Origin of the sequence: Paramixta manurensis (genome assembly GCF_013285385.1) — a bacterium.
Taxonomy (GTDB): domain Bacteria; phylum Pseudomonadota; class Gammaproteobacteria; order Enterobacterales; family Enterobacteriaceae; genus Paramixta; species Paramixta manurensis.
Genome location: NZ_CP054212.1, coordinates 274,942 through 286,720, shown reverse-complemented (window position 1 = coordinate 286,720; position 11,779 = coordinate 274,942). Strand labels below are relative to the sequence as shown.

Annotated in this window: 11 protein-coding genes; 1 reads left to right on the top strand and 10 read right to left on the bottom strand. The window is 51.3% G+C overall.

Translation table 11 applies throughout. The features are described from left to right. Positions 1–109 precede the first annotated feature (109 nt). The 5 genes from livF to PMPD1_RS01330 all read right to left on the bottom strand — a co-directional run bounded on the left by livF (position 110) and on the right by PMPD1_RS01330 (position 5,066). A complete protein-coding gene (livF, locus tag PMPD1_RS01350) occupies positions 110–823 on the bottom strand; it encodes a high-affinity branched-chain amino acid ABC transporter ATP-binding protein LivF (RefSeq protein WP_173632369.1) in 714 nt (237 codons plus the stop codon). Between the two features lies 1 nt (position 824). Next, positions 825–1,592: a high-affinity branched-chain amino acid ABC transporter ATP-binding protein LivG gene (livG, locus tag PMPD1_RS01345; protein WP_173632368.1), complete on the bottom strand. Its 768-nt coding sequence runs from the start codon at positions 1,590–1,592 to the stop codon at positions 825–827. Next, on the bottom strand, positions 1,589–2,863 hold the full coding sequence (locus PMPD1_RS01340; protein WP_173632367.1) for a high-affinity branched-chain amino acid ABC transporter permease LivM: 1,275 nt from the start codon (positions 2,861–2,863) through the stop codon (positions 1,589–1,591). The genes livG and PMPD1_RS01340 overlap by 4 nt, the downstream gene beginning before the upstream one ends. Beyond that, positions 2,860–3,786, bottom strand: a complete 927-nt coding sequence (gene livH / locus PMPD1_RS01335) for a high-affinity branched-chain amino acid ABC transporter permease LivH (RefSeq protein WP_173632366.1) — start codon at positions 3,784–3,786, stop codon at positions 2,860–2,862. The genes PMPD1_RS01340 and livH overlap by 4 nt, the downstream gene beginning before the upstream one ends. A gap of 164 nt (positions 3,787–3,950) precedes the next feature. Then, on the bottom strand, positions 3,951–5,066 hold the full coding sequence (locus PMPD1_RS01330) for a branched-chain amino acid ABC transporter substrate-binding protein (protein ID WP_173632365.1): 1,116 nt from the start codon (positions 5,064–5,066) through the stop codon (positions 3,951–3,953). A gap of 402 nt (positions 5,067–5,468) precedes the next feature. On the opposite strand from PMPD1_RS01330, the gene panM reads away from it, so the two are divergent. Next, complete coding sequence (gene panM / locus PMPD1_RS01325; RefSeq protein ID WP_173632364.1) at positions 5,469–5,867, top strand: aspartate 1-decarboxylase autocleavage activator PanM; 399 nt, start codon at positions 5,469–5,471, stop codon at positions 5,865–5,867. 176 nt (positions 5,868–6,043) lie between these two features. Here the strand turns inward: panM and PMPD1_RS01320 are convergent, their stop codons facing one another. The 5 genes from PMPD1_RS01320 to PMPD1_RS01300 all read right to left on the bottom strand — a co-directional run bounded on the left by PMPD1_RS01320 (position 6,044) and on the right by PMPD1_RS01300 (position 11,694). Further along, entirely contained in the window at positions 6,044–6,823 is a 780-nt protein-coding gene (locus PMPD1_RS01320) for a hypothetical protein (protein WP_173632363.1), read from the bottom strand. A gap of 2 nt (positions 6,824–6,825) precedes the next feature. Beyond that, a complete protein-coding gene (locus PMPD1_RS01315; RefSeq protein WP_173632362.1) occupies positions 6,826–7,551 on the bottom strand; it encodes a hypothetical protein in 726 nt (241 codons plus the stop codon). A gap of 180 nt (positions 7,552–7,731) precedes the next feature. Beyond that, the gene (locus PMPD1_RS01310) at positions 7,732–8,148 is read right to left on the bottom strand and encodes a hypothetical protein (RefSeq protein ID WP_173632361.1); all 417 of its coding nucleotides are present in this window, start codon (positions 8,146–8,148) and stop codon (positions 7,732–7,734) included. A 188-nt stretch (positions 8,149–8,336) separates the two neighbouring features. Beyond that, positions 8,337–9,122, bottom strand: a complete 786-nt coding sequence (locus PMPD1_RS01305; RefSeq protein WP_173632360.1) for a hypothetical protein — start codon at positions 9,120–9,122, stop codon at positions 8,337–8,339. Positions 9,123–9,135: 13 nt separating this feature from the next. Then, positions 9,136–11,694, bottom strand: a complete 2,559-nt coding sequence (locus tag PMPD1_RS01300; RefSeq protein ID WP_173632359.1) for a type VI secretion system Vgr family protein — start codon at positions 11,692–11,694, stop codon at positions 9,136–9,138. Positions 11,695–11,779: the final 85 nt, after the last annotated feature.

Genomic DNA, 11,779 nt, shown 5'->3' with positions numbered 1-11,779 from the left:
TTTATCCCGCTGACTAGCTGTACAGCCAGATGCGCTTCAGCGCAAAACTATAAAAAACCGACCTTCCTGCCAGCCGATTTACACAGCAGCATGAGAAATGACCGGTGGATTAGGCGCCAAGATAAGCGCTACGAACCGCCTCATTGCTGAGTAGCGCTTCGCCGCTGTCAGACAGCACCACATGGCCGTTTTCCAGCACATAACCGCGATCGGCCAGTTTCAACGCCTGATTAGCGTTTTGTTCGACCAGGAAAATCGTCATCCCTTCACGGCGCAACTGTTCGATGGTGTCGAAAATTTGCTGAATAATAATCGGCGCCAGGCCAAGCGACGGCTCGTCCAACAGCAGCAAACGCGGTTGGCTCATCAGTGCGCGACCAATCGCCAGCATCTGCTGCTCGCCGCCGGACATGGTACCGGCGCGCTGAACTCGCCGCTCATCCAGCCGGGGAAACAACGCATAAACACGTTTTAGCCGCTCTTGATATTGTGAACGGCTCGCGAAGAAGCCGCCCATCGCCAGGTTCTCCTCAACCGTCATACGTGAGAATACACGGCGCCCTTCCGGCACAATCGCCACCGCTCCGCGCATAATACGCGCGGTTTGCCAGTCGGTAATCTCCTGGCCGTCAAAGGTAATGGTGCCCTCTGTCGCACGCGGCTCGCCGCACAGCGTTCCCAGCAGCGTGGTTTTCCCCGCCCCGTTAGCGCCGATCAGCGTCACGATCTCGCCCTGATTAATATGCAGGCTAACCTGATGCAGCGCCTGAATTTTCCCATAATGCGCGCTGACATTACTGAAGGTTAACATTGGATTTGCCATATTACGCCTCACCTAAATATGCGCGGATCACATCCGGGTTATTACGAATCTCTTCCGGGGTGCCATTCGCCAGAGGCATGCCCTGATTCACCACATAGATACGGTCGGAAATCCCCATCACCAGCTTCATATCATGCTCGATCAACAGCACCGAGACGCGATGCTCGCGACGTAACTCGGCAATCAACTCATCCAGTTCGTGGGTTTCACGCGGGTTTAACCCCGCCGCCGGTTCATCCAGCATCAGAATTTCCGGACGGGTCACCATACAACGCGCAATCTCCAGACGGCGCTGCTGACCGTATGCCAGGTTGCCCGCCTGCCGGTTTGCCATCTCCAGCAGCCCGACGCGCTCCAACCATTTTGCCGCCTGATCTAATGCCTCGCCCTCGCTTTTACGAAAGCCCGGTGTTTTCAGCAAGCCAGAGAAGACGCCGCTCTTCAGATGCTGATGCTGCGCTACCAGTAAGTTTTCAATCACCGTCATTTCGCGGAACAGGCGCACATGCTGGAAGGTTCGCACAATGCCCATGCGGGCAATTTTTTGCCCGGACAACCCTGCAATTTGTCGCTCACCTAATGTGATGGAGCCGCCGGTTGGCTTGTAGAAACCGGTCAGGCAGTTAAAAACCGTGGTTTTCCCCGCGCCGTTCGGGCCAATCAACGAGACAATTTCTTGCGGATACAGCGACAGTTCGACGTTATTCACCGCCAACAGGCCGCCAAAACGCATCATCAGGCCATTAACGGCTAATAAAGGCTGACTCATGCCTGCTCTCCTTTAGCATCGCGCTTTAACTTCAAATGCGGACGCTGCATCGGCAACAGACCTTGCGGACGCCAAATCATCATTAGCACCATTAATCCGCCCAGCACCAACATGCTGTACTCATTCAGGTCACGCATTAGCTCGCGTGAAACCACCAACAAAATCGCCGCCAGGATAACCGCGAATTGCGAACCCATTCCGCCTAAAACTACGATAGCCAGCACAAACGCCGATTCAGCAAAAGTAAAGGATTCCGGGCTAACAAAGCCCTGGCGTGCGGCAAACAGGCTACCGGCAAAACCGGCGAATGCTGCGCTAATGGTAAACGCGGTGAGCTTAATACGCGTTGGGCTTAGGCCCAGCGAACGACAGGCAATTTCATCTTCGCGCAGCGCTTCCCACGCTCGCCCCAGCGGCATACGCAGCAGGCGATTGATCACAAACAGCGTCAGCACCACCAGCAATAACGCCACCAGATAGAGGAAGATAATGCGGTCGCTGGGGTCATATTTCAGACCGAAAAAGTGGTGAAAGGTATCCCAGCCGCCATCGCGTGGAGTGCGGTTAAACTCCATACCGAAGAAGGTCGGTTTCGGGATTTGGCTAATGCCGTTTGGGCCGCCAGTAATATCGGTGTTGTTCAGCAGCAAAATTCGTACGATTTCGCCAAAACCGAGCGTCACAATCGCCAGGTAATCACCACGCAAGCGCAGCACCGGAAAGCCAAGTAATAGACCAAACAACGCGGCGACTAAACCCGCCAACGGCAGGCACTGCCAGAAACCCAGCCCATAATAGTGGTTTAGCAGGGCGAAAGTGTAAGCGCCGATCGCATAGAACCCGCCATACCCCAATACCAGCAGCCCGGAAAGCCCGACGACCACGTTCAAACCTAATCCCAGCATGACGTAGATCAGCGTTAACGTCGCAATATCCACCGTTCCGCGAGACACCAAAAACGGCCAGATCACCGCCGCGATGATCATCACCAGCGCAAGCAGTTTCTGTTTCGGCGTTGAGCCATCAAAACCCGGTAGCACCAGCGATGGGCCAGAGAATTTTTTCAGGCCGCGTTGGAATAGCGGGCGCAATAGCTGGAAGAAAAAGACCACCGCGCAACCCACCGCAATCCAGTTCCAGCGAACGCTGCCAGCGTTGCTTACCACCAAGCGGGTGCCATCAAGATCGAGCTGCATGCCCATAAAAAACGCGGCTAAGACCAGCAGCATCAACGCTGAAATCACCGCATTAAGCAGATTAATCGATTTCATACTTTTTCCACCTCCGGGCGACCGAGAATGCCGGTTGGCATCACCAGCAGCACCACTATCAGCAGCGCGAAGGAGACCACATCTTTATATTCGGTACTTAAATAGGCAGAGGTTAACGCTTCAGCCACCCCAAGGATCAGGCCACCGACCATCGCGCCGGGGATGCTGCCAATGCCGCCCAATACCGCCGCGGTGAAAGCTTTCATTCCCGCCATAAAGCCAATATAGGGGTTAATCACCCCATAAAATTGCCCCAACAATACGCCGGCGACCGCCGCCATCGCCGCGCCAATCACAAAGGTCAGCGAAATCACCCGGTCGGTATTAATGCCCAGCAGGCTAGCCATTTTCAAATCTTCTGCGCAGGCGCGGCAGGCGCGGCCCATGCGCGAATAGCGAATAAACAGCGTTAGCGCCAGCATGGCAACGAAGGTCACCAGCCAGATAACCACTTGCATGGTGGAGATGGTGGCGGCAAAACCGTTGCTTTCGCCCAGCGTCCACTGGCCGTTAAACAAATTAGGCAGCGCCAAATCACGTGAACCTTGTGTCAGACTGACGTAGTTTTGCAAAAAGATTGACATACCGATGGCGGAAATCAGTGCGATTAGGCGCTTAGAAGAACGTACCGGGCGATACGCCACCCGCTCAATGCTCCAACCGTAAGCGCTGGCAATGACGATCGCGACGATAAAACCGGCGCCAATCAGCAGCCAGCCGACGTCAATCCCCATCATCATTAGTGCGGCGATCACGATAAATGAGACGTAGCTACCGATCATATACACTTCGCCGTGGGCGAAATTGATCATGCCAATAATGCCGTACACCATGGTGTAACCGATGGCGATCAGCGCATAGGTGCTGCCCAACGTGACGCCGTTGAACATTTGCTGCAGGAAATAGAGGAACTGCTCGGACATACCTTTGAACCCTTACAAATCCTTCCGCTGGCGGAAGGAACAAAAAACGCCTGATGAGCACTTCCACCAGACGTCATTGTCGCAGGCCGGTTGCTAAGACGGCGCTCATACCAAACAACGACAAGCGCCGCCCGCCATCAACCGGGCAAGAAAACTGGCCTGGTTTATTTCACCGCCGTTGAGGTGCCGTCCGCATGCCATTTAAATACGCCGAACTCAAAGCCTTTCAGGTCGCCCTTCTGGTCCCAGCTCAGGTTACCCATCACAGTCGGTACCGGCTGGCCGGTTTTCAGATCTTTAGCGATGGCTTCCGGCTCTTCACTCTTGCTGCGCTCCATACCGGTTGCCAGCGATTGCAGTGCGGCGTAGGTGGTCCAAACGAACGGGCCGGTAGGATCTTGTTTCTTGGCCTTGATGGCATCAACAATTGGTTTGTTCGCCGGGACTTCGTCATAACGTTTCGGCAATGTCACCAACATCCCTTCCGACGCGGCGCCAGCGATGTTAGACAGCGAGGCGTTTCCGGTGCCTTCCGGCCCCATAAACTGGGTGTTCATACCGGCAGCGCGTGCCTGGCGTAAGATCTGCCCCATTTCCGGGTAGTAACCGCCGAAATAGACAAAATCGATATTTTCTTTTTTCAGGCGCGCCACCAGAGTGGAGAAGTCTTTATCACCGGCGGTGATCCCTTCGAACATGACAATATTGGCGCCAGCCTGTTTCAGGCTCGCCTGTACGGAACGCGCCAGGCCTTCGCCGTACTGCTGTTTATCATGTACCACAGCAATGCGCTTCGGCTTGATGTTACTGAGAATATATTTCGCCGCCGTCGGCCCTTGATCGGAGTCCAGCCCGGTGGTGCGCATAATTAATTGATAACCACGTGACGTCAGATCCGGCGCGGTAGCGGCTGGGGTAATCATCAACACCCCTTCATCTTCATAAATATCGGAAGCCGGTTGAGTAGAAGAGGAGCAAAGGTGGCCGATCACATAGCGGATGCCATCATTCACCACTTTGTTCGCAACCGCGACCGCCTGTTTCGGGTCACAAGCGTCATCATATTTTACCGCCACCAGCTTATTGCCGTTCACGCCGCCTTTAGCGTTAATATTGGCAATCGCCTGAGTCGCTCCGGTAAACTCCATATCGCCATATTGCGCGACCGGGCCGGACATGGCGCCCACAATGGCGACCTTAATATCTTTTGCGATTGCGGCATGACCCAGAGCCAGCGCAACACATCCCGCCAGAAACGCGCTACCTTTACTGATTTTCATCCGAACTTCCCCATCTGTTATGTCGTTGTGGTTTGCGGTGTTGATTTTTTTGATCGGAAAATACCTAAAACTTATTATGGAATAATGAGTTAAGAAAATAATCCGACTATTTTTATGGATAAGGCTTTATTTTTCAGTCCATTAAACAGGAGTTTTCTTCTGTAAATCAACTGACATCTTCAAAAAACGGCGGTTTGAACAGCATAATTATCTGGTAGTAATGGTGGCTATTTCGCCACCAGGCTAGCGGGTTATGCTAGTATTTTTCACTAACTTAATTGTTTACTCGGAAAATGACCGCTGCAAAAAACAGTTCGCCTTGTTTTCGTACAGAAAAACTTACACGCTAAAACCCGCTCAATTTCGCTACAATATGCCTTTGAAATTTGTTCAGGCGACACGATGAAACTCACCATTATTCCGTTGCGGCAATTTAGCGCTCAGGACCGTATTGATTTACAGAAAATTTGGCCGCAAGCCGATATAGAGAAACTTGAACGCCAGTTGGATGACACGCACCGCCTCTATGCGGCACGGTTTAATGAGCGCCTGCTCGGTGCGTTGCGTATGGAGCTCAGCGGGACACAGGGCAAGCTGTATGATCTAACGGTGCGGGAAGTTACGCGGCGGCGCGGCGTTGGGCAATATCTACTGGAAGATGCGTTAGCGCAGAACCCGTCAATCACGCACTGGTGGGTCGCGGATGATGGTAGCGCGGCACAGGAGGTGATTGCCGCCTTTATGCAGGCTTGTGGTTTTCGCGCTCAGGCCGACGGTTGGGTTTACCAGAGCGAAGTGTAAATTCTTGCTTTGCGTGCGGCCGGAAGCAGGTTCCCGGCATTCAGGATGGTTTTATGATCTTCTGGTCGCCGTTGTCTGTACTGAACCACGGTGATTCAACGGCGCAACACGTTGCTATGGATTGGGATTTGGACTTTCTAAAGGTCGGTAAAACGACCTCCTTTCACCGGTTCCTGTTATTCGGGTTTATCAGATAATTTGCCTTTTTCATGTACCAGTACGTTACCATTAGTGCTAATGGTTAAGCTTGAGTCTTTTACGTCTATCACATAGATCTTATGGGTGTTTTTATTTTCAAATCGGTAATAATTTACCGGGCAAGCAACGGCATCACAAGTATCACGTATAGCCTTCCCGATAACAGCAACTATAAGGCCGCCACTTTTGTTTTTCTCCACATAAGCGACATTATTACAAATATGATATCGATCACCACAACTAAATATAATTTTCACTGAGAATTTGGGCGAGTGAAAATAAAGAACATCAGGAACAACATCTACAAAAGGTTTCGGCCTCTCCCTGTCCTGAAAAGAAACATCCTCGAATCGCTTAGCCCATTCAGCAATATCAGGCTGAATGCCCTTCATATTATGATCGTTGGTGAAGTACATAATTTTCGCGTTATCGGGCACCACCCATGCGGTATAAAGCCTCCCGTCAGGCCGAATTACCAATGCGGAAGCATTCTGCAGGCGCAAATGGCGTAGCCAGGCATCAATCAGCAACCCTCCATCATCCAATACTTTCGGATCGGCAAACGCCTCAAAGTTACCCATATATTGATGATAATTTTCTTTTAAAAGCGCCTTAATATCAGCTCTTAAACCGGGTTCATTAAAAATATTCACCCCGGTTTCGGGCGTGGAGAACGCAGATAAACCTTGATAAGGCTGAGCATAAACGCCTGGAGAGGCCAGCGTGCATAATAATGCCAGAAACGCTTTGGTATACATAGTCATCTCCCTATCCACTCGCCCTTAAGAACTAAATCAGCACTTCCTTTATTCTTTATCGAGAGTGTATCTCCATGAATAACAACGTAAGTTCCTTGTTCCGAATTTTCAAACTTATACGTTATTTCCTCACTCTGCTTTTCTTTGATAGATGTTCCAGTTAATCTGACAACTGAATTGTTAGGGCCAATAAGAATTAAGGTTACACGATCACAATCTGTGAACTTACTCATGCAAGGGCTGATAATATTAGCCGTATAATCTCCAGCTTTAAATTTATATTGTTTAGTCTCATTTGAGAATTCATTGGAGATCTTACTTAGAATAAACCGATTTGGAACATATATTTTATCACCATCAGAAAATGACAGCTTGTTCCAAAACGCCTTATCTTCTTTCAATGTTATCGTTGCCTTACCCGGCCGACCACCGAACCATGAGTTAAAGCTAATCAAAACCGTATTTTTATTAACAACCTCACCCCGAATATTATTTTCATCATTATCAGTACAATCAATTTTACCGCCGCTATTGTAGATCAAGCAATAACGCCCAACAATATGTGCCCCCTTTTCCTGTAGCCACAAATTCATAGATGTTTCGATCTCTCCTGTAGCAGGATTAAGATCGTCACCTTTCCATTGCCCGGTAAAAGCATCGCCAGCCATTGCTATTAGTGGCTGCATTAAAAATAAAAAAGCTAAGGAAATATTTTTCATTATCATCATTTCAACACCACTCGAGAGCATCGATCTACGCGATTAGATCGGTTAAAATTGCTACTACTATCCCTTTTCATTTAAGATGTAGACTTCGACACCATTGCCGCATTCAGCTTATTCTTATCGGTCAGGATTTCAAATCTACCCGCTATAATAATCTTCATAGTACTATCCTATAGGAGCATTTTATATATTGGCGCTGCCATAAAAATTTAATGTATATTTTATTGGAAAATAAAAAACACTTTGATCAGGATAGTTAAGCACTTCCCATGTCATACTCCCTTCCAACAATATTAATTTTACTCTCCCCATATCCAACCCCGAAGGTGAGTAAAATGATAACAACGCCTGATTATCTTGACTAATTATACCATGCAAGTTATCACGATCAGTGGTGCAATCTTCTTTTGCTCCAGACCGTCCAACATAACAGTATCTTCCGGTAACATATTTACCAGATTGTATTAATTGAAGAGTAAAAATGGAAGAGGATGTATTCTGCTCTGTTTCTTCAACATGGCCACGCCATTCACCTTCAAACGATGTTTTAGCCTTAAGAGGAAGCCCCACCACCAATAATATAAAAAAAGCAAAGCACAATATTTTTTCATTATAAATCAGCCTCTAAGCAGTCCCTCACTCTATTCAATTATCCTTTTAAATATCTTTTTAGCACGAAATTATTTTCTATCAGCTTACGACACCTCTTTTTCTCTTAATTTAACACTATCAACAGACATCGAATCCATTGAACCTAATAAATAGTGAACATCTTTCATTCGTTCCTGTTATTCGGATTTATCAGATAATCTTCCTTTTTCATGTACCAGTACATTACCATTAGTGCTAATGGTTAAGCTTGAGTCTTTTACGTCTATCACATAGGTCTTATGGGTGTTTTTATTTTCAAATCGGTATGATTCTATCGGGCAGGCAGTTTCCCCACAATCCTTGCGTATAGACTCTCCCATTAAAGCAACGGTTGAGCCATCATTCTTACTTTTCCCCACATAGGTAGCTTGGTTACAAATATTATATCGGTCTGAACAAACTAATCTCACTCTAACTAAAAAATTTGACGAATTGAAATAGCGAGTATCGGGAACAACATCTACAAAAGGTTTCGGCCTCTCCCTGTCCTGAAAAGAAATATCCTCGAATCGCTTCGCCCATTCAGCAATATCAGGCTGAATACCCTTCATATTATGATCGTTGGTGAAATACATAATTTTCGCGTTATCGGGCACCACCCATGCGGTATAAAGCCTCCCGTCAGGTCGAATTACCAATGCGGAAGCATTCTGCAGGCGCAAATGGCGTAGCCAGGCATCAATCAGCAACCCTCCATCATCCAATACTATCGGATCGGCAAACGCCTCAAAGTTACCCATATATTGATGATAATTTTCTTTTAAAAGTACCTTAATATCAGCTCTTAAACCGGGTTCATTAAAAATATTTACCCCGGTTTCGGGCGTGGAGAACGCAGATAAACCTTGATAAGGCTGAGCATAAACGCCTGGAGAAGCCAGCGAGCATAATAATAAACAAACCCGTAACGCTTTATATTCCATTGAGTTACTCAGCCTACTGATTTGATAACTTAAGAAACTTATCAGCTTCTTCGTTATAACGGGTTGAAAGTCCTTTACCATACGCCTCTCTCCATGTCATTTTCACACCATTAACTTTTGTCATCGTATCGCCATAAACGGTATCGTCGTATGACTCACGTGCTTTGATTAGCTGACGCTGAAAATCATCACTGCTCAACTGTTCCAGATACTCTTTTGCGGCATTTGACAGTTTTGCCGACTTAACGATTTCGCCTGTTTTCATTGAGTTTAACACCGCCTGTGCGCCTCCGGCACCGCGCATATGTGCTAATGACATTACGGCAGCTTGTTTACCTGGATCGGTAAAATTTAATGCACCGGCCTCTACAGCGCGTTTCGTCATATGCTTTGAAACGACAGCAAATTCCTCATCACTGCCTACACCATATTTATTTCTCGCCGCCATCACCTCATTATATGCTGGTCCAAAACCCCGGCGGAAACCGTAAGCTTCGGGAATTCCCCCCTGCACATGTGTCTCCCCCTCTGATTTCATAATAGCTTTGACCACCTTATCATCCAGCTTCTTATGCATTGCTTTTGCCGCTTGTGCTTTCTGCGGAGCAGGCGCTGCCGCCGGCGCAGGAGCCGCTACCGCTTTCCCCGGCTTCTCCGGGGTAAATTTTGACGCCACCGCCGCCTGAATATCCCCTTTATGACCATCGCCCGGCGCCCCGGTTCCCGGCTTCGCCCCCGCCGTGTTCAGGTGCAGCCTGCCGCCGCTGGTGGTGATATGCCCGTCCCCCTCCACAAACAGGTTAAAGCCGGTCCCCACCAGGTTTATCTGACCGCCCGCCTGCAGCTCTATCGCGCTCCTGCCGCACACCAGCCGCAGCGTGGTGCCCGACGCCAGCACGTACTCCTCCACCGCCGCGTCCAGCTTGCCCCGACCGGTCAGAATTTCGCGACCGCCCTTCACCGCCTGCATCTGATTTGCCACCACACGCTGCTCTTCATTCGCGCCGACAAAGTGCGTGTGGTTGTTCCCGATGCTGCGGCTCGCGTCGTGCTTCACCTGCGTGTCCAGGTTCCGCTCCGCCTGCACCCACACCTGCTCCGCCCCCTTCCTGTCCTCAAAGCGCAGCGCGTTGGCGTTCTCCGGCGTTCCGTCCTTCGACCGGCTCAGAAAACCCATCTGCGTCGCCGCCGCCGGCAGCGACCACGGCGGCATGCTCGCCTCGTTGTACACCCGCCCCGTCACCAGCGGGCGGTCCGGGTCTCCGTTGATGAAGTCTATCACCACCTCGTCGTTCACCCGCGGTATCTGCACCCCGCCGAAACCCTGGCCCGCCCACGCGCTTGACACCCGCACCCAGCACGAACTGGTGTCGTCACCCTTCGCCAGACGGTCCCAGTGAAACTTCACCTTGATGCGACCGTATTTGTCCGTCCAGATGGATTCCCCCTGCGGCCCCACCACCTTCGCCGTCTGCGGGCCGTGCGTCTTCGGCCACGGCGTCTTCGCCGCCGCCCGGAAGGTCACCTCCGACGGGATAACCGTAAACGTCGTTTCGTGCGCCGTCGTCCCCTCCCCGCCGCTGGCGTAGCGGTTCTCCTCAAACCCGTAGGTCGCCGAGGTTATCAGGTACTCGCCGTTGTCGCCCGGGTACGGCGCGTTCACCAGCGTGAAGGTGTGCCCCGGCGCCAGCCCCATGGCGGTGCCCACGCCGCTGATTTGCTGATGCTCCGCCTGCCACTGCTCCTGCCGTATCCGCGCGTAAAACTCGCCGTGTCCGTGCTCGGTGAAACGCCCCGGCCAGTCGTACACGTCTGTCTGCCCCGGCTGTGGCGACGCCGGGTTCTGCCGCGCCTGCAGCATCCACGCGTTCGGCTTGCGGAAGTCATAGTCGTCGAGGCTGTAAATCCCCGGCGTCACCCGGTCCTCCGGCGACCACCGCCCGATGCCCTCCTCATCCGTCGTCCCGCCCGACGGCGTCACGTGGTAAGGAATGCTTTCGTAACCGGCAAACGGACGGTGCTGCTGCGCCGAATCCGCCAGCACCATCACGTTACGCTCCTGCTCATGGCGGAAGAAGTAGTAAATCCCCTCCAGCTCCATCAGCCGGCTGATAAACGCGAAGCTGCTCTCCTGGTACTGCACGCAGTACTCCCACAGGCGGTACTGCCCGGTCAGCCGGTCCTCCACCGTGACGTTATACTCCCCCAGCAGCGTTTTGATGATTTGCGGCACCGTCTGGCCCTGGAAGATGCGCAGGTTGCGGTCGCGCAGCATCGGCCACACGTCCGGCTCCACCGTCAGCTCATACACCGCGTAGCGCGTGCCGGAGAGCTCACGGCTGCTGACCGCCACGCGGGTGATTTTGCCGTTAAGGTAGCGTTCGCTGAGCAGCGACTGCGTGGGGATGGTCAGGGTGACCGGCTGGCCGAGCAGCGCCTTACGCTCAATGCGCGCGTCGCTGCCCAGCAGGGTAACCGTCAGGGCGTACGGGGCCGAGAGCGACTCGGTGCCCTCCAGTTTCCAGAAAAGCAGCCCGTCGACCGGAAGCTGTGCTGTGATGCGGCGGTGCATAACAAGTCCTTTTATTATTCGCCCCACTCCGGGGACCGGCGCGGTTGGATATAAAACGTCCGATGGGCGAAATAATAAACGGTAA